Genomic DNA, 18,133 nt, shown 5'->3' with positions numbered 1-18,133 from the left:
GGGCCCCATGCAAGGGAACGACGAAACAGCGGGGGGTCGCACCCCCCATAACACCCCAAACCAACCCCCCGCCCCCACGCCTGCTCTGCACCTGCCGCACCGCTCGCAGTCCGGCGTATGGTCCGTGGGTGGCCTGACTGGTGGTCTTCGGGATGGCCTTGTGTATGGACCGGCGCGTGGCCTTACGCGTGCTCTTCGAAATGGCCTTGCGAACGGTCCGCGAGAACACCCGGCGCGTGACCTGCCCCCTGGCCTTCGGCGTGGTCTGGCGTGTGGTCGCCCCAGGAGTGGTCCAGGTGGGCGCGTACGGCGGCGCGGGCGGCCTCGGCAGGGCCTGCCGCGATGGCGTCCAGGAGGTCGCGGTGCTCGGCGATCAGGGCCGCGCGGTCCTCGTCGTAGACGCGCCGCAGCCGTACCAGCCCCAGGCGGGTCTCGGCGGCCAGCGTGCCGTACAGGCGCTCCAGCCGCGGGCTGCCCACCGCGACGATCAGCGCCTGGTGCAGCGCCATGTGCTCGGCCACGACGTGCCCCCACGGCGACCCCGGCGGCAACTCCGCCATCCGCTCCAGCGCCGCCTCGGCCTCCGCCACCCGCCGCCCGGCCAGCGCCGTGGCCATCAGCTCCTCCAGGGGCCGGCGTACGAACATCAGGTCGGCCAGATCCTCCGCGCTCACCACCGGCACATGCGCACTACGGTTGCGTTCGCGCCGGAGCAAGCCCTCGTGCGCGAGCGCGGCCAGCGCCTCGCGCACGGTGGGACGCGCCACGCCGTACGCCGCCGCGATCTCCTGCTCCGGCAGCGCCGTGCCCGGCTCGATCTCTCCGGACAGCACTCTGGCGCGCAGCGCGTCGGCCAGCGCGCTGACCGTCGAGACCGGTCGCAGTGGCATGCTCACGCCGACGATTCTGCCCTCTCCGGCACGGCCGGGCGCCGCCGTACGAGCAGCCGTACGCCGCCGCTCGGCAGCGCCACCAGGACGAGGGCAGCGGCCAGCAGGCCGAGCCCCGCCAGCGAGGCGGGGGCCAGCCGCTCCCCCAGCACGACCACACCGAGCAGGGCCGCCACAGCGGGCTCGGCGAGAGTCAGCGTGGCAGCGGTGGCGACCGGAGTGGTACGCAGGCCCAGGCCGTACACGAAACACGCCAGCGCGGTGGTCGCGCACCCCAGGTACACCGCGGTACCGAGGCCCGCCGCACTCCCCAGCCAGGTGAAGTCGGAGGTCAGCAGAATGGGCAGCATCACGACACCCGCGCCGCCGAACATCGCCCCCATCACCACCCCCGACGGCGTACCCGCGCTGATCACCCGGGCCGCGATGATCGCGTAGAACGCGTACAGCAAGCCCCCCAGCAGCGCGAACAGGATGCCCGACAGGACCTCGCCCCCGGCCGCCACCCCGCCGCCCGCGATCAGCACGGCGCACCCCGCGACCGCCGCCGCGGTGGCCGCCGCCCAGCGCGGGGTCGGCCGCACGCCGTCGATCAGCCAGGCCAGCACCCCGGTGAAGATCGGCCCGCTGCCGATCGCCACGACCGTACCGATCGCGACCCCGGTCCGGGTGACCGCCGCGAAGAACGCGAGCTGGTAACCGGCCGCGGCGACCGCGGCCAGCAACATCGGCACACGCGCGGGCCCCCTCCCGGTCAGCAGCGCAACCGCAGCGGGCGCACCGGTGAGGACGGCCAGCAGCAGCCCACCGATCAACAGCCTGGCCGCGGCCAGCGACACAGGCGCCACATCAACACCCCCGCGGACCGCCAACGCCCCCGCAGCCCCGGCCGTCCCCCACAACATCGCGGCACCGACCACGGCAAGTGGCCCATTGAACTTCACCTCTTGATTGTCTGACAACCAGACACATGTCGTCCAATCGTTTTCCTCCCGCTCGCCCCGTTTGACGGCGTTGCGACGACGGGCTCCCCGCCCGGAACCATGAGCCACGTTGACTTGAAATCAACAAGAGCATTGACAGGCGGAGGGCCATGCTCGCCAGGAATCGATCGCCCTCGAAAAGCAGGGCCGACGCAGGCTGCGACGCACACCCCCGGCTCCGCCCGGGCGTTTCCTCCTCGTAGGCGAAATCGCCTTCACCCATGCCCCGGAGTCGCCCAGCCCCGAAGCGATCCCATTTCAGCGGACTCTCCCCTACGGTGACGAAGATCGACGCGACCTCCGTCACCACACATGCCGGAGTACCGGCACCAGCCGACGAAAGCGCCGGTCCGCTCAGCTGTGGCCCCACTTCCGTACGGCCGGTGAAGCTGTCAAGGATCTCGTCCCAAAGGGGCCCAATGGCGGAGGCAGGGTGGGCGTGCTCCTGGCCGTCAGGCGCGAGGCCCCACGGCGGTGGGCACGCTGGGCCGGTACCGTACGTTCACGACCGCCGTCGGATCGCCGTCGCCGACCCCGTGGGGACGGATCGGCGCACCGCCGGGTTGTCGTAGAGCCGAATGCCCTCGCCGAGCAGTACCGGTGCGATGTGCGGGTCGATCTCGTCGATCAGGCCCACTTCGAGGTTCTTGCCACCGGCCGCCTCCAGCTCGATCCGCACCGCCTCGGCCGGACCACAGTTCAGCAACATGACGCCGTCGGCAGGGACCGCGCCCTCGGAATGGTGAGTGAGCACGAAGATCGACCCCTTCCAGACACCGCCGTACGGGCGGCTGCCAGACGAGGCATCCCAGCCGTTTCGAGGTTCTTGCCACCGGCCGCCTCCAGCCCGATCCGCACCGCCTCGGCCGGACCGCAGTTCAGCAACATGACGCCGTCGGCAGGGACCGCGCCCTCGGAATGGAGGGTGAGCACGAAGATCGGCCCCTTCCAGGCACCGCCGTACGGGCGGCTGCCAGGCGAGGCATCCCAGCCGTCCCGGCCGCCCAGCACGGCGCCGGTGGTCTGGACGTACTCATCGATCAGGCCCGGCCGGGCCGAGATGCCGGTGGCCAGTGACATCGTGAAGTGCCAGAGCACTTTCCCACCTGCGGGCTGCGGCTCAGCGTCGAGCATTTCGTCGCCTCCTGCGACCTGCGTACCGGGCCCGGCCCCCAAGCCCCGGCGAGAAGCGCGCTGGCGCGCCGCCCTGGCCGCGAATGCTAAAGCAGCAGTGGATCTTGCGGCACGGAACCGGAGATACAAACCGCGATGTGAGCGAACGCGCTGTCTCCCGCCGACCGTTCCCGCTGAAGGCGGACACACCACTGAACCTTTTTTCAACTGGTCGCTTGGACCAGATCAGAGGCGTCTCCATCGGGCTGGGGCCGAGCCCCCGGCCCCGGAACCTTTTTCCGATCAGGAGTGGCGACGCCAGCAACGGGATTCGGTCAGAGTCCATCCTGCGGGCGACTGGTGCGGAATGGGGCGATCACCCCCGGCCGCTCAGGGCGGATGGGGCTTTTGTCACCGACCTATTCGATTAGGGCCTGGGGCTCTGCCCTGACCGTGCCAGCGAACCCTTGCGCTGACAGGCGGCCAGCGCGGTGGCCGCGCAGTGCCCACAGAACGCGCCCGACCTGCCCTCAACGCAAGTGCAGAACCAGCTCAGTGAGCCCTCCACGATGGTCAGTTCGACACGGGCCGCCGCGTCGTCGACCTCGGCGGTGACCACCAGCGGGGCGTAGCGCACGAGCTGCACCGCGCCCTCCTGCTCCAACTCCACGCCCCGGGCACGCACCGCCTGCGACACCCGGGCCACCTCCGACTCGACCAGTTCTGCGACCGATGGCATGTACCTCTCCCCCTGTCGCTCCTTACCTTCAAGACGTGCCCGGGAGCCGGATGGTTCCGAATCACCTGGAAGCCAGAAAACCGAGCTGGTTGAGTATGGAGACATGACGACCGTGGATGATGTCCGTTCGATCGCGCTCTCCCTTCCAGAGACCACCGAAAAGCTCGCGTGGGGCCTGCCGACCTTCCGGGTGCGAAACAAGATCTTCGCCTCGATCGGTGACGACGACGAGGCTATCGGCATCGCCATCCCCCGCCCCGAGCGCACCCACCTACTCGCCGCCGAGCCCACCAAGTTCTACATCCGCCAAGGTCACGACGATAACTACAACTGGATGCGAGTCCGCCTCGGAGCGGTCGACCAGGCCGAGCTGCGCGAGCTACTGACCGACGCCTGGCGACTCAAGGCCCCCAAGCGCCTGATCGCCCTTCTCGACTGAAACATCCGGCCGGTCGCCCACCATCGGCACGTACCAGCCAGCCGCCCAGCACTCCACCACTCAACAACCCGGACGTCACCCGCACCGAAAGCGCCCCACCAGAGATGACCCCGGTCTTGGCAGCGAACACCGGCACATGATCGCACCCAGCGGAATGATGGAACCTTCCAGCAGCCGAGTGGCCGATCTACGCAATGTCGATCTGCACGCTCCCATTCACACCCTTCGGCGATTCGCCATCACCGCCACACCATGCACGCACTGAGCACCTGCGTGGGCGACCAGCCCCCAGCGGAAAGGTTCCACCGCATACCGGCAGCCGGTGATTGTCGTTGGTCACAACAGAAGCGCTGTCTCCATCCCCGCACCAACTGCGTGCCAGATCCCACCCGACGGCAACGGGTCATACCCACCTGACCAAGACGCCGAGCGACCATGCCGGGCCCTGCCCGGAGCCGGAGCCAATAGGCCACCGGTCGATCTGATCCAAGCGACTGAAGAAAAAGGCAATCACGCTCCCGACCGAAACAAAACTGCCGCAGGCCGGACGGCTCCAATCGCCTAGATCATGCCGACCTTCCCACCCAGGCCGGGAGCACTCTTGATACCTCGTCGGTCGGCTCACCCCGGCGGACGTCCTCGGGGCTGATTGACGACGAACTGCAAGGCGTACAGCAGCGCATCCGACAACGCCCCGGCCCAGTACGACCCGACAGATCCCGTACGTCCGAGGACGTGGGACAGCCGGCAATCGGCCTTGTGGCCGATGGTCGAAGCCCGGCTGCGGCCGGGCTTCGCGACGTGGCCAGGGCAACGCACCGCAGGCGGTCGGTCGCTGCCGGGCCGGGCGGGTGACGGTGCCGGCGGCGTCTACGGCGTGTGAACCGGCCGGCGTGGGAGTCCAGCCTCCTGCTGGATGCCGCTCCGGCCTGGGCCATGCGACGCCACCGGCGAAAGGCGTGTCAGGGGTGAGGGCGTCTGGTCAGACGCACCTCCGCGCTGATCCCGTACGTGTGGACCTCGCAGGTGCCGAATGTGCTTTCGGCGGCGAGGCGTTGGAAGTCGGCGGGGGAATAGGCGCGGCGTCGTAGGCTGCGTAGCGGGAGCTTGGTCATCAGGGAGTTGACGCGGCCGAGATCCATGCCGCGCACCTCCTCATCGATGTCGGCGTTGGACGCCTCCCTGTTCATGTCCTGGATCACGGCCGTGCCACCCTCGCCGAGGACCCGGTGCATCTCGTTCAGTGCCCGGACGGGGCTGCCGAAGTTCTTGAACGCCGCCACGCACACCGTTAGCCGGAAGGTTTCGTCGGCGAAGGGCAGGTCCGCCGCGTCGCCGCGGTGGAAGTCGATGGGCACGCCCGCCTGGCGGGCGTTGTCGGTGGCGATCTCGACGAGTGTCCGGCTGAGGTCGAGGCCGGACACCTTGAAGCCGAGCCGGGCGAGCTCGATGGACAGGTAGCCGGGGCCGGGGGCGATTTCGAGGACGGCGGCACCGGCCGGGAGGCCGTCGCCGAGGCGGGTGGCGAGCCGGCGCACCTCAGCGAGTTGAGGGCCGGAGGCCCGCTGGCGCGCGTACCACCGCGCCATCGAGCCCTCCATGGACACGGCCTGGGTGTGCTTGCGTTGCGTGTTACGCATGGTCACTCCGGTTTCGGATCTTGTGGTGTCCGAACCGGCCCAGGGACGGAAGCCCGGCTATCCTTACGGTTGCCACCTTGCGGCCGGATTTCCGTTCCACGGGTTTCGGTTCGAGGTCGAGGGCCCGGCGGCGGTGTTCCCGCACCGCCGCCGGATCCGTTAACGCGGTTTCAGTCGGTCTGGCCGCCCCTTTCGGCGAGGGATCGCACCTCGGACGGCAGCCGGCCGGTTTCGTACCACTCCCGCCACGCGGCCAGGTGGGGGAACGAGCCCGTGGTGAGCTCGTCGAGCAGGGATCGGATCCATGCCGCCTCGGCCTCGCGCATGGCCAGGCCGTACTCCGACTCGACGAGAAAGACGCGCGGCACGTCGCCGGCGTAGCCCGCCAGTGCCGCTCGCCGGTCGGCGATCTCCGTGTCGAGCAGGGTGAGCCGCTGGTGGAGCAGCCGCGTCGCCTCCTCCGGTCCGAGGATCTGCCACACCGAGAGGGCCGCCATGAACTTCGGCTGTTCGCGCTCGGGCTCGGCGAGCAGATCGCGCACCCAGTCGGCGAACTCCGCCCGGCCCTCCTCGGTGATCTGGTAGATCGTGCGCTCGGGATGCGAACCGTCCCGGACGCTCTCCGACACGGTGATGAACCCGTACTTCTCCAGGTTGCGCACCACGGTGTAGAGGGTGCCCCACTTGATCGGCATGTCCTCGTCCTTGCCGCGTTCCCGCAGGACGACGGCCATCTCGTAGGGATGCATGGGCCTTTCCACGAGGGCCGACAGCACGGCCAGGCCGAGCATGTTGTTCACCTTGCGCTGCCTGGCCACGGCCACTCCTCCTACTCGTAGACGAGTATACGTATACGAGTAAAGTACATCAATCCCCCAATATCGCCCCTAGCTCCACGGTCAATGTCCGACTGGACGGCACCCCGCCCCAGGTCGCTCACGGCGGGCGGCGCCGGGCGGCGCGGACCCGGGACATCACCGCGAGGAGGTGGTCGTGGGAGGGTTTCCAGCCGCGTTCGAGAAGGGCGTTGGCGACGTTCTCGATGTAGTCGGCGGTCCGGGCGGGGATGACGTCACGGCGGACGGGGATGATGCGCCAGCCCAGCTCCCGCAGCCCGGCACGGCGGACGTCGTCGTGGCGCCGATCGGCGGAAGCGGTGTGATGCTCCTCGCCGTCGTATTCGGTCGCCAACCGGAACTCCTCCCAGCCGAGATCGAGGTAGCGGGTGCGGTCATCGCCGGGCAGGCGCACCGGGATCTGGGTGCGCGGAGCCGGAAGCCGCGCGTCGAGCAGGGCCAGCCGGATCCAGGTCTCACGCGGCGAGGCCGCGCCCCCGTCGGCCAGGGCCAGCACGCTCCTGGCACGCCGGCGGTCGCCCTCCCTGCGCAACGCGGCCGCCCGCGCGGCCAGCCGGCCTTCTGTCAGCCCCGCACGCAGGAACTGGTCGAGCACGGTCACCGCCTCAAGGCGAGGCAGATGCAGCGCGCAGTCGATCGCGGTGCGCTCCCGCCCGGTGAGCCGCACCCCCAGGTGGGTCGCCACATCGCAGTCGGCGACGCCCCCTTCCCGCACCAGACACCCCGGCGGGTCGCCGAACCCCGGCGGCACGATGAACTCCATCGGCCACGGCTCAGCGGGCGCCCTCGCCGCCGCCGTATCGATCCCCCACTGGTGCGCCGCCGTCTTCCCCCACGCCACCACACGGGGATCGAGCCCGGACACCAACACCGCATGGCCGAGAAACCTCGGCGTAATCATTGCCGCCACGAACAGCAGCATGCGCCATCCGACCATGCCACCCACCCGCCGAATCCGATTCTGTGGACAACCTCCGATCCCGCCACGCCACCACCTGTGGAAAACCCCTTAGGAGCTTCGAAACGGCATGGGCGCGGGAGAAGGGTGATGAGAGGCGCCGGTGGTTGGGTTTCCACCCACGTCAGGCCAGGCACGCGGCGTCCAGCATCGGCAACGGATCGTGGACGTTCCCATTCACACCACTCGGCGGGACACCACCCCACCCCTGCGGGTTGCAGCATCGGATCGGCGCAGCACCGTACCGCGCGGGAGATGAACGGCCAGAGTGTCGACAGGTGCGGCTTCGTACCACGCCGCGACCGTGACGGTCCTTCGCGTGCCCATAGTCGGAGCGGCTCGCGGATACCAGGCGGTCCGGCCTGCCTACTTGCTCATACGCAAGGCGGACGCGCCCGCTGCCAATGGTCGGCTGTCGCCGCTGATGCCGGACCCAGAGCCTCCGCCCGACAAGGGGAGACCTGGGCCTGCCATCAGTGGTGACCTGGAACTGATCACCCCAGGGACTTCTACATGGCTGTGGACATTCACCGCAGGCTTCGGCAGTCGACGAAGTGATGTGATCGACATGGGCTGCGCCGGGCGGGGATGGTCTGTTGCGCGGTCGATCAAGGGGCTCTCGCAAGGGTTCTCTCAGGCTTGCATGACCCTTCCTCGCCAAAGGCATAGAGCGGACGTTCGCCGGGTCGGGCCGTGTGCTGGCTCCGGAGGCTTCGCCTGCCTCACGCCCTGCTGGATGTCGAGCGCCGCAACTCGGCATGCCTGCAACCGCCTCCAGTGCGGCGTTCGGGAAATCCCAGGTCTCCGCCATCAGCGGAGTTAGGATATTTCCCGAACACCGAGGGAGTGGAGAGCACCGATGGAGGCGAGGCCACAGCCGCAGAGCAAGGCCGAAGTTCTGCGGGCCGGGCTGGCCGTGCTGGGTGACCGGCTGCCGGCCGGGTGGGACGTCACACCTGTGAGCCGCAGGCGGCCCGATGCTCGCTTTGATGCTCTCTGGGAGGTGACAGCGCCGGACGGGACGTCGGTCGTGCTGATCCTGGAGGCCAAGCACGTGGTGGAGAGACGGGACACCGCCACGCTGCTCCAGCAGTTGAGTGCCGCGGTGGACGAGCATCCAGGCGCCCATGGGGTGGTCGTCTCCCGATACCTGTCGCCGCCCGTGCGTATGCGGCTCTCGGATGCCGGCCTCTCCTACATAGACGCGACGGGGAACATCACCCTGAACGTCTCTCAGCCCGGCCTGTACGTCGCGGACCGCGGGGCCGACCGTGATCCGTGGCGTGGTCCTGGAAGGCCGCGCGGAACGTTGAAGGGCGCTCCCGCGGCGAGGATCGTGCGTGCACTGTTGGACCACGAAAGATCGTGGACAGCCCGTGAGCTGACCGGCATCGCCGGTGTGTCCACCGGCTCGACCTACCGGGTGATCGAGTTCCTCGAAAACGAGAGCCTGGCAACGCGGAACAGTTCGGGTGCGGTCGTGGTTCCCGACTGGATCGCGCTGCTGAGGCGCTGGAGCGAGGACTACGGGTTCGTACGAAGCAGTCGCGTCACCCGGTGGATAGCGCCGAGGGGCCTACCCGACCTTGTGCGGCGGGCGGCCGACAATCCCACCCAGTACGCCATGACCGGGACCTTGGCCGCGGCCAACTGGGCCCCCTACGCTCCGGCCCGCTCCGCCATGATCTATACGACGGACGCCGAGCACACCGCCCGTCTGTGGGATCTTCGCCCTGCTGACGCCGGAGCGAATGTGATGCTGGCCGAGCCGGAAAGCGAGGTCGTCTTCACCCGTACCATCACCGACGCTTCCGGTCTCACCGTCGCAGCACCACCCCAAGTCGCCGTCGACCTGATGACAGGCCCCGGACGCAGCCCCTCTGAAGCCGAAGAACTCATCGAATGGATGGCGCGGCATGAATCCTCCTGGCGTAGGTAGCGGCGACATCCTCGTCCGGTCCCGGTCCGCGCTTCTCGACGCATTGGCCGCGTTGGACGTCCATCGCGACGCTGTGATCGTGATCGGGGCACAGGCCGTCTACCTGCGCACGGCGGGAAGTCCCGTCGCACTCGCCGAGACGACGAAAGACAGCGACCTCGCGCTCGACCCGAGGGTCCTTGAGGACGATCCGCTCCTGGAGCGATCAATGGCCCGCGCGGGGTTCTACCGTGACCCCCTTGACGGACAGCCGGGAGCGTGGCTGAATCCCGCGGGCCTTCCCGTCGATCTGATGGTGCCCGAGGCTCTTGCCGGAGCGGGTACGAGGAACAGGCGGGGAGCCCGCATCCCGCCGCATGATCGCCGTGCCACGCGGCGCGCCCGAGGTCTCGAAGCCGCTGTCGTCGACAACACGGTCATGGACGTCGGCGCCCTTGATCCGGCCGATGCCCGCGTCTATCGGGTCAGGGTCGCCGGGGCCGCGGCCTTGCTGGTGGCCAAGCTGCACAAGATCGCGGAACGGGTCTCGGTCCCCCGCCGGCTGAACGACAAGGACGCGCACGACATGTACCGCATCCTCATCGACGCCGACACCGCTGAGCTGGCCGCAACGTTCAGGCTCCTGGCCGGTGACTCCGTCAGCGGCGAGGTCACCGAGCAGGCGGTCGGGCATCTGGCGACACTGTTCGCGGCGGGACCGGACGCGCTCGGCTCGACGATGGCCGGACGCGCGGAAGAGGGAATCGGCGAGCCCGAGACGGTCGCCTTGGCGACGTCCCTGCTCGCCGCGGACCTCGTGCGGGCCTTGGACCGCGCCTGAGCCCTCCGCCCCCTCCGCGCTGACGAGGCCGGAACTCCCCTACGGGACGGGTCTACTCACCGGCGGCGGCGATGCCCACCGGGCAGGAGACGCCGGTGCCGCCTATGCCGCAGTAGCCGTTGGGGTTGGCCTTGAGGTATTGCTGGTGGTAGTCCTCGGCGAAGTAGAAGGGGCCGGCGGGGGCGATTTCGGTGGTGATCTCGCCGTAGCCCGCGTCGGTCAGGGTCTGCTGGTAGGTGTCGCGGGTGGTGTGGGCGGACTTCTCCTGGGATGGGCCGTGGGTGTAGATGGCGGAGCGGTATTGGGTGCCCACGTCGTTGCCCTGGCGCATGCCCTGGGTGGGGTCGTGGGTCTCCCAGAAGGCCCGCAGTAGCTCCTCGTAGCTCACCTTGGACGGGTCGAAGACGACGCGGACCACCTCGGTGTGGCCGGTGAGGCCGGAACAGACCTCTTCGTACGTCGGGTTGGGCGTGTGGCCGCCCTGGTAGCCGACCACCGTGGTGATGACCCCGGGGATCTGCCAGAAGGCGCGCTCGGCGCCCCAGAAACAGCCGAGGCCGAAGTCGGCGATCTCGCTGCCCTCGGGGTACGGCGGGGCGAGCCGGGTACCGAGGACGAGGTGCCGGTCGGGCACCGGGATCGGGGTGGGACGGCCGGGAAGCGCGTCCTGGGCGGAAACCATGGTGGTCTTGTCTCTGCCGAACAGCCAGCCCATCAGGGACCTCCTCATCCGTTCTCGCCCTACCCCAACCATCCGCGCGTCCCGGTTGTTCCTTTGCGTAAGCAGCGCTTAACCGTACCCACAGAACAGCTTATTTGCCCTAATGTCCGGTAAGGAGGGAAAATTGGCTTCATGCCTGACGAACAGCGTGGAGTCCTCTACGGAGCAGCCGCCTACGGCCTGTGGGGGGTGTTCCCGCTCTACTGGCCGCTGCTCGAACCGGCCAGTTCCCTGGAGATGCTCGCGCACCGGATGGCCTGGTCGTTGATCGCGGTCGTCGGAATCCTCGCTGTCAGGCGGCACTGGTCGTGGGTACGGCCGCTGCTGCGGCAGCCCGGCCGTCTCGGCCTGCTGGCACTCGCCGCCGTGCTGATCACCTTCAACTGGGGCACCTACATCTACGCGGTCACCACCGGCCACGTCGTCGAAAGCGCCCTGGGCTACTTCATCAACCCGCTGGTCAGCGTGATGTTCGGGGTGGTGCTGCTGCACGAGCGGCTACGCCCGGCGCAGTGGGCCGCCGTGGGGCTCGGCACGGTGGCCGTGGTGGTGCTCACCCTCGACTACGGCAGGCTGCCGTGGATCGCGCTGGTGCTGTCGGTGTCCTTCGGCACCTACGGCCTGGTCAAGAAGATGGCGAACGTCGGCGCGGCCGAAAGCCTGACCGTGGAGTCGCTGCTGCTGTTCTTCCCCGCGCTCGGCTACCTGCTGTTCCTGCAAGGCCAGGGCACCGGGACGTTCGTCGGCCACGGCTGGGGGCACACCCTGCTGCTGGCGACCTCGGGCATGGTCACGGTCATACCGCTGCTGCTGTTCACCGCCGCCGCCATCCGGGTGCCGCTGACCGTGGTCGGGCTGCTGCAGTACATCGCGCCGGTCCTGCAGTTCCTGACCGGCGTGTTCATCGTGCGCGAGACGATGCCCCCGGAACGCTGGGCCGGGTTCGCCATCGTGTGGGTCGCGCTCGGCATCTTCACCTGGGACGCGCTGCGCCAGGCGCGGCGGTCGCGGATCGCGGCGCAGGCCGTACGTCCTCAGCCGGAGCGGGCCACCACGTAGTCGCACAGCGACATGAACGCCTCCCTGGCCGGGATGTCCGGCAGCTCGGCCAGGTCGGCCCTGGCCCGGTCGGCCCAGCGGTTCAGCTCCGCCCTGGCCTGGTCCATCGCCCGGTGGGCGCGCAGCGCGGTCAGGGCCTCGGACAGGCGCTCCTCGGGCACCGGACCGGACAGCAGCTCGCGCAGCCCCGCGTCCGCCGGGTCGTCGGAGCCCAGCACGTACAGCACGGGCAGCGTGCGGATGCCCTCGCGCAGGTCGGTGCCGGGAGTCTTGCCGCTCTCCGACGTAGTGGCCGCCACGTCGATCAGGTCGTCGCTGAGCTGCCAGGCGATGCCGATGGCCTCGCAGGCGCCGTCCAGCCGGTCGACGATCCGCGGCGGGGCCCCGCCGAGCAGCCCGCCGAAGCGCCCGGAGGTGGCGATCAGCGAGCCCGTCTTGTCCGCCAGGACCTCGATGTAGTGCTCGACCGGGTCATCGCCGGGGCGCGGCCCCCTGGTCTCCCTGATCTGGCCCTGCACGAGCCGGGAGAACGTGGTGGCCTGGGTGCGGATCAGGTCGTTGCCCAGGTCGGCCAGCAGGATCGACGCCTGGGCGAACAGGTAGTCGCCGGTGAGGATGGCGATGGTGTTGTCCCAGCGGGCGTTCGCCGAGGCCGAGCCGCGGCGCATCCGCGCCTCGTCCATGACGTCGTCGTGGTAGAGCGTGGCCAGGTGGGTCAGCTCGATCACCACCGCGCCGGGTACGACGCCCGCCGCGGCGGCGTTGCCGAACTGCGCGGCCAAGAGCACCAGCGTCGCGCGGAACCGCTTGCCGCCGGCCTCGATGAGGTGGCGGGACGCCTCCGTGATGAAGGCGTCCTCGCTCTCCACCGCGGCGCGTAGCAGCTTTTCCACCTCGGCGAGGCCCCCGGCCATGTCCCGCGCCAGCCGTTCGTCGCCGATGGGCAGGTCAACAACGGGTGGCGCGGCCATACTGATCCCCTTAACGAATGAACAATGTCGACGCGGCGTCCTCCGCCAGCCGGAGCACGGGCTCCGGGTAGATCCCGAGCACTACGGTAGCCGCTGCCGCGATGGCGACCACACCCGCGGTACCGACACTCGGGACGGCGATGGTCGGGCCGTCCGGTGCGGGCTCGCTGAAGAACATCAGGACGATCACTCTGACGTAGAAGAACGCCGCCACCGCCGAGCTGACCACGCCCACGATGACCAGCGGAACCGCGCCACCGGCGACCGCCGCCGCGAACACCGCGTACTTCCCGAAGAACCCCGACGTCAGCGGGATGCCCGCGAACGCCAGCAGGAAGAACGCGAACACGCCGGCCAGCGCGGGCGACCGCTTGCCGAGACCCGCCCAGCGAGACAGGTGCCCGGCCTCGCCGCCCGCGTCGCGCACCATGGTGACGACCGCGAACGCGCCCACCGTGGTGATGCCGTAGGCCACCAGGTAGAACAGGATGCCCTTGAGCGACAGCGCGTTCTGGGCCTCCGCGCCGGTCGCGATCACGCCGGTGAGCAGGAAGCCCGCGTGCGCGATCGAGGAGTAGGCGAGCATCCGCTTGATGTCGGTCTGGGTGATCGCCAGGACCGCCCCGGCGACCATGGTCAGGATCGCCACGCCCCACATGACCGGACGCCAGTCCCAGTCCAGGTTGCCGAGCGCGACCCAGAAGACCCGCAGTACCGCGCCGAACGCGGCGACCAGCGTGCCGGAGGCCATCAGCGCGGTGATCGGGGTGGGCGCGCCCTGGTAGACGTCGGGCTTCCACGCCTGGAAGGGCGCGGCGCCGATCTTGAACAGCAGGCCGACGCCGAGCATGCCCGTGCCGATCAGCAGCAGCGTGTTCTGGCCGCCCACCGAACCGAGCGCGTCGTTGATCCCGGCCAGGCTGACCGTGCCGGCGAAGCCGTAGACCAGCGCCATGCCGTACAGGAAGAAGGCCGAGGAGAACGCGCCCAGCAGGAAGTACTTGACCGACGCCTCCTGGGACAGGAGGCGTCGCCTGCGGGCCAGGCCGCACAGCAGGTACAGCGGCAGCGACATGACCTCAAGGGCCACGAACATGATCAGCAGGTCGTTGGCCGACGCGAACAGCATCATGCCGCCGATCGCGAACAGCGCCAGCGGGTAGATCTCGGTGTGCGCGCCGCCCGCGGCTATCGCGTCCTCTTCCTCGGGCGTGCCAGGTACGGCGGCGGCCGAGGCGACGAACTCGTTGTCGTCGTTGATCAGCAGCACGCTGATCAACGCGAGGATCAGGATGACTCCCCAGATGAACAGCGCCGGGCCGTCCACCGCGATGGCGCCCTCGGCCGCGGCCTTGGTGGGCACGCCCTGCATGACCACCGTGAGCACCAGCGCGAACGAGCCCACCAGGCCGAGCAGCGTGACCGGCATCTGGAGCGACTTACGCAGGTAGCGGGGGGCGAGCGCCTCGATCAGCACCCCGATGATGGCCGCGCCGAAGACCAGGAGCAGCGGGCTGAGCTGCCCGTACTCGATCGTCGGCGGTTGGATGCCGTTCAATTGCCGGCCCCCTTCTCATTCGCCTGGCCTACGCCCGCGACGGGCGGCTGTTCCTTCACACCCACGCTGGTCAGCGTGTGCTGCACGGCCGGGTTGATCACGTCGAGGACCGGCTTGGGGTAGAAGCCGAGGCCGATGATCAGGACCAGCAGCGGGGCGATGACCAGTTTCTCTCTGCCGTTGAGGTCCTTCATCCCGGAGACCGACTCGGCGGTGGGCCCGTTGGCGACGCGCTTGTACATCCACAGGATGTAGATCGCGGCCAGGATCACCCCGGTCGTACCGATGATCGCGGACGTGACGAACAGCACCTCATCGCGCTGGTAGGTGCCGATCAGCACCATGAACTCGCTGACGAACGACGACAGGCCGGGCAGCGCCAGACCGGACAGGCCGGACACCAGGAACGTGCCCGCCAGCACCGGGGCGATCTTCTGTACCCCGCCGTAGTCGTCGATCCTGGCCGAGCCCCTGCGGTAGATCAGGAATCCGGCGATCAGGAACAGCGCGCCCGTGGAGAACCCGTGGTTGACCATGTAGAGCGTCGCGCCCGCCTGGGCGTTGCTGGTCATCGCGAACACGCCCATGGCGATGAAGCCGAAGTGCGAGATCGACGTGTAGGCGATGAGCCGCTTCATGTCGGTCTGGCCGATGGCCACGATCGCGCCGTAGACGATGCCGATCACCGAAAGGATGATCACCAGCGGGGTGAAGGACTTCGCCGCGTCGGGGAACAGCTCCAGGCACAGCCGCAGCATGCCGTACGTGCCGACCTTGTCCAGCACGCCGACCAGGAGCACCGCCGCGCCCGCGGGGGCCTGTGCGGCGGCGTCGGGCAGCCAGGTGTGGAACGGCCACAGCGGCGCCTTGATCGCGAAGGCGATGAAGAAGCCGAGGAACAGCCACTTCTGCACGCCCGGATCGGTCACGGCCCCGACCAGCTCGGGGAACATGAACGTGTTCTTGCCCGCGGTGACGTACAGCGCGATCACCGCGACCAGCATGAGCAGCCCGCCGAACAGCGAGTACAGCAGAAACTTGACCGCCGCGTAGGACCGCTGCGCGCCGCCGTAGGACCCGATCATGAAGTACATCGGGATCAGCATGGCCTCGAAGAACACGTAGAACAGGAAGACGTCGGTCGCCGCGAAGACGCCGATCATCATCGCCTCAAGGACCAGCAGCAGCGAGAAGTAGGTCTTCACCGACCGCTTGGGCGGGTTCTCCGCGCCGGTGCCGTCCGCGTCGTGCCAGGAGGCCAGGATCACGATCGGCACCAGCACCGCGGACAGCGCGATCATCACCAGGGCGATGCCGTCCACCCCGACGCCGAAGTTGACGCCGAAGGACGGGATCCAGGAGTAGGTCTGCTCGAAGGCGAAGCGCTTGCCGCTCTCCAGCGGGAACTGGAAGGCCATCGCCAGGGTCAGCGCGAGGACCACCAGCGACACCGCCAGGGCGAGCTGCTTGGCGGCCTTGTCGCTGCCCTTCGGCAGCGCGGCCACGCCGACCGCGCCCAGAACGGGCGCGGCGATCAGTATCGGAAGCCAGGGCATCACAGGTTCCCTACGAGGAGCAGAGCGCCGGCCACCACGGCAGCGCCGAAGAGGATGGACAACGCGTACGAGCGGGCGAATCCGGTCTGGACCCTGCGCAGCCGTCCCGAGGTGCCGCCGATGCCCGCGGCCAGCCCGTTGACCAGGCCGTCCACCCCGCGGTTGTCGAAGAACACGGCGATCCTGGTGAGCCACTGGCCGGGCCGCATGAACAGCGACTCGTTCAGCGCGTCGCCGTACAGGTCACGCCGGGCGAAGGTGGTCAGGAAGGACCCGCGCGGGGCGGTGACCGGGACGGGGACCCTGCCGTACCGCAGCCAGGCGATGATCGCGCCCACCGCGACCAGCGCCAGCGTGGCCAGGCCGGGCACGGTGTTCCAGTGGAAGGCGGGCAGCTCGTCCGGAGTGCCCACCGCAGGACCGATGAACTTCATGAACGTGTTGCCCAGGATCAGGTAGCCGCCCAGGAAGATCGACCCGATGGACAGCAGGATCAGCGGGATCGTCATCACCGCGGGCGACTCGTGCGGGTGGGCGTCATCGGCCCAGCGCTTCTCCCCGAAGAAGGTCATGAAGACCATCCGGGACATGTAGAAGCCGGTCAGCCCGGCGCCGAGGACGGCCAGCCAGCCGAGGACCTGGTTGTGGTGGATCACCGTCTCGATGATCCCGTCCTTGGTGAAGTAGCCGGACAGCAGCGGGAAGCCGATGATCGCCAGGTAACCGATGAAGAACGTGTAGAACGTCACCGGCAGCACCTTGCGCAGCGCGCCGTACCTGCGCATGTTGACCTCGTCGTTCATGGCGTGCATGACCGACCCGGCGCCCAGGAACAGGTTCGCCTTGAAGAAGCCGTGCGTGATCAGGTGGCCGATGGCGAAGGCGTAGCCCGCCGGGCCGAAGGCCGCGCCCAGCATCATGTAGCCGATCTGCGACATCGTCGAGCCGGCCAGGCCCTTCTTGATGTCGTCCTTGGCCATACCGATGATGGCGCCGGCCAGCAGCGTCACCGTACCGACGATGGCCGCGACCAGCGCCGCGGTGGAACCCTCGGGGAAGAACATCGCGCCGGAGCGGACGACCAGGTAGACGCCCGCGGTGACCATGGTCGCCGCGTGGATGAGGGCCGACACCGGGGTCGGGCCCTCCATCGCGTCCAGGAGCCAGGACTGCAGCGGCACCTGGGCCGACTTGCCGCACGCGCCGAGCAGCAGCAGCAGGCCGATGGCGGTCAGCACGCCCTGCTCGGGCTTGACCGCGCTCTCGAAGACGCCCTGGAAGGTCACGCTGCCGAAGGTCGTCCAGATCGTGAAGATGCCGATCGCCAGGCCGAAGTCACCGACGCGGTTGACGACGAACGCCTTCTGGGCCGCGGTCGCCGCCGACGGCTTGTACTGCCAGAAGCCGATCAGCAGGTAGGAGGCCAGGCCGACGCCCTCCCAGCCGATGTACAGCCCGACGTAGTTGTGCGAGAGCACCAGCAGCAGCATCGCCGCGACGAACAGGTTCAGGTAGGAGAAGAACCTGCGCCGGTCGGGGTCGTGCGACATGTAGCCGATCGAGTAGATGTGGATCAGCGAGCCGACACCGGTGATCAGCAGGGCGAACGAGATCGACAGCGGGTCGATCAACAGGCCCATGTCCACGAGGTTCGGGATGAACTCGAAGAGGCCGACCGCCCTGCGCCGCTCGCCCTCGGGAAGCCCGATCAGCTCGAAGAACGTGACGACGGCCACGGCGAACGAGGCCAGCGACATGGCGACGCCGAGCAGATGGCCCCACCGGTCGGTACGGCGTCCGCCCAGCAGCAAAATCGCGGCTCCGAGCAACGGAAGCGCGATCATCAGCCAGGAGGCCCCGATCACTCCCCCGGCGTGCTCGACGATCTTA

17 protein-coding genes are annotated in these 18,133 nt (G+C 68.9%); 4 read left to right on the top strand and 13 right to left on the bottom strand.

The window, feature by feature from the left end; all coding sequences use genetic code 11:
• Nucleotides 1–182: 182 nt before the first annotated feature.
• The 5 genes from DP939_RS03420 to DP939_RS03400 form a co-directional block, all read right to left on the bottom strand.
• Nucleotides 183–890 carry a GntR family transcriptional regulator gene (locus DP939_RS03420; RefSeq protein WP_225878065.1) on the bottom strand — a complete coding sequence of 236 codons (708 nt, stop codon included), beginning with the start codon at nucleotides 888–890 and terminating at the stop codon, nucleotides 183–185.
• Nucleotides 891–892: 2 nt separating this feature from the next.
• The gene (locus DP939_RS03415) at nucleotides 893–1,795 is read right to left on the bottom strand and encodes a DMT family transporter (RefSeq protein ID WP_113979483.1); all 903 of its coding nucleotides are present in this window, start codon (nucleotides 1,793–1,795) and stop codon (nucleotides 893–895) included.
• Between the two features lie 580 nt (nucleotides 1,796–2,375).
• Nucleotides 2,376–2,582 carry a hypothetical protein gene (locus DP939_RS46705; protein WP_199564909.1) on the bottom strand — a complete coding sequence of 69 codons (207 nt, stop codon included), beginning with the start codon at nucleotides 2,580–2,582 and terminating at the stop codon, nucleotides 2,376–2,378.
• Nucleotides 2,573–3,007, bottom strand: coding sequence for a hypothetical protein (locus DP939_RS03405; protein WP_199564908.1), 435 nt, complete (start codon nucleotides 3,005–3,007; stop codon nucleotides 2,573–2,575). Before DP939_RS03405 ends, DP939_RS46705 begins: the two co-directional genes overlap by 10 nt.
• Before the next feature lie 406 nt (nucleotides 3,008–3,413).
• Complete coding sequence (locus tag DP939_RS03400) at nucleotides 3,414–3,725, bottom strand: hypothetical protein (RefSeq protein ID WP_113978712.1); 312 nt, start codon at nucleotides 3,723–3,725, stop codon at nucleotides 3,414–3,416.
• Between the two features lie 103 nt (nucleotides 3,726–3,828).
• Here DP939_RS03400 and DP939_RS03395 point away from each other — a divergent pair, with 103 nt between their 5' ends.
• Nucleotides 3,829–4,164 (top strand): MmcQ/YjbR family DNA-binding protein, encoded by a 336-nt coding sequence (locus DP939_RS03395; protein WP_113978709.1) that lies wholly within the window; start codon nucleotides 3,829–3,831, stop codon nucleotides 4,162–4,164.
• Nucleotides 4,165–5,126: 962 nt separating this feature from the next.
• Here DP939_RS03395 and DP939_RS03390 read toward each other — a convergent pair.
• The 3 genes from DP939_RS03390 to DP939_RS03380 form a co-directional block, all read right to left on the bottom strand.
• Entirely contained in the window at nucleotides 5,127–5,804 is a 678-nt protein-coding gene (locus DP939_RS03390; RefSeq protein WP_113979482.1) for a class I SAM-dependent methyltransferase, read from the bottom strand.
• A 170-nt stretch (nucleotides 5,805–5,974) separates the two neighbouring features.
• Complete coding sequence (locus tag DP939_RS03385) at nucleotides 5,975–6,622, bottom strand: PadR family transcriptional regulator (protein ID WP_113979481.1); 648 nt, start codon at nucleotides 6,620–6,622, stop codon at nucleotides 5,975–5,977.
• A 118-nt stretch (nucleotides 6,623–6,740) separates the two neighbouring features.
• A complete protein-coding gene (locus DP939_RS03380; RefSeq protein WP_113978706.1) occupies nucleotides 6,741–7,598 on the bottom strand; it encodes a hypothetical protein in 858 nt (285 codons plus the stop codon).
• Nucleotides 7,599–8,478: 880 nt separating this feature from the next.
• Between DP939_RS03380 and DP939_RS03375 the strand changes: the two genes are divergently transcribed.
• Together DP939_RS03375 and DP939_RS03370 are read left to right on the top strand one after the other, a co-directional pair.
• The gene (locus DP939_RS03375) at nucleotides 8,479–9,558 is read left to right on the top strand and encodes a hypothetical protein (protein WP_225878020.1); all 1,080 of its coding nucleotides are present in this window, start codon (nucleotides 8,479–8,481) and stop codon (nucleotides 9,556–9,558) included.
• 79 nt (nucleotides 9,559–9,637) lie between these two features.
• Entirely contained in the window at nucleotides 9,638–10,378 is a 741-nt protein-coding gene (locus DP939_RS03370; RefSeq protein WP_225878019.1) for a hypothetical protein, read from the top strand.
• 52 nt (nucleotides 10,379–10,430) lie between these two features.
• Here DP939_RS03370 and msrA read toward each other — a convergent pair whose 3' ends face one another.
• On the bottom strand, nucleotides 10,431–11,093 hold the full coding sequence (msrA, locus tag DP939_RS03365) for a peptide-methionine (S)-S-oxide reductase MsrA (protein WP_113978702.1): 663 nt from the start codon (nucleotides 11,091–11,093) through the stop codon (nucleotides 10,431–10,433).
• Nucleotides 11,094–11,231: 138 nt separating this feature from the next.
• Here msrA and rarD point away from each other — a divergent pair, with 138 nt between their 5' ends.
• Complete coding sequence (gene rarD / locus DP939_RS03360) at nucleotides 11,232–12,158, top strand: EamA family transporter RarD (RefSeq protein WP_113978699.1); 927 nt, start codon at nucleotides 11,232–11,234, stop codon at nucleotides 12,156–12,158.
• On the opposite strand, the gene DP939_RS03355 is transcribed toward rarD, so the two are convergent.
• From DP939_RS03355 to nuoL, 4 genes are read right to left on the bottom strand one after another with little or no spacing between them, the layout of a single operon-like run.
• Nucleotides 12,134–13,135: a polyprenyl synthetase family protein gene (locus DP939_RS03355; RefSeq protein ID WP_404828575.1), complete on the bottom strand. Its 1,002-nt coding sequence runs from the start codon at nucleotides 13,133–13,135 to the stop codon at nucleotides 12,134–12,136. The two genes, rarD and DP939_RS03355, sit on opposite strands and share 25 nt — an antisense overlap.
• 4 nt (nucleotides 13,136–13,139) lie before the next feature.
• Nucleotides 13,140–14,687, bottom strand: a complete 1,548-nt coding sequence (nuoN, locus tag DP939_RS03350) for an NADH-quinone oxidoreductase subunit NuoN (RefSeq protein ID WP_113978695.1) — start codon at nucleotides 14,685–14,687, stop codon at nucleotides 13,140–13,142.
• Nucleotides 14,684–16,243 carry an NADH-quinone oxidoreductase subunit M gene (locus tag DP939_RS03345; protein ID WP_113978694.1) on the bottom strand — a complete coding sequence of 520 codons (1,560 nt, stop codon included), beginning with the start codon at nucleotides 16,241–16,243 and terminating at the stop codon, nucleotides 14,684–14,686. Before DP939_RS03345 ends, nuoN begins: the two co-directional genes overlap by 4 nt.
• The gene (nuoL, locus tag DP939_RS03340) at nucleotides 16,243–18,087 is read right to left on the bottom strand and encodes an NADH-quinone oxidoreductase subunit L (RefSeq protein ID WP_199564954.1); all 1,845 of its coding nucleotides are present in this window, start codon (nucleotides 18,085–18,087) and stop codon (nucleotides 16,243–16,245) included. The genes DP939_RS03345 and nuoL overlap by 1 nt, the downstream gene beginning before the upstream one ends.
• Between the last annotated feature and the right edge of the window lie 46 nt (nucleotides 18,088–18,133).

It is taken from the genome of Spongiactinospora rosea, assembly GCF_003315795.1.
Classification (GTDB): Bacteria; Actinomycetota; Actinomycetes; order Streptosporangiales; family Streptosporangiaceae; genus Spongiactinospora; species Spongiactinospora rosea.
The sequence above is the reverse complement of the archived record's forward strand: the minus strand, read 5'-3'. Positions and strand labels throughout refer to the sequence as shown.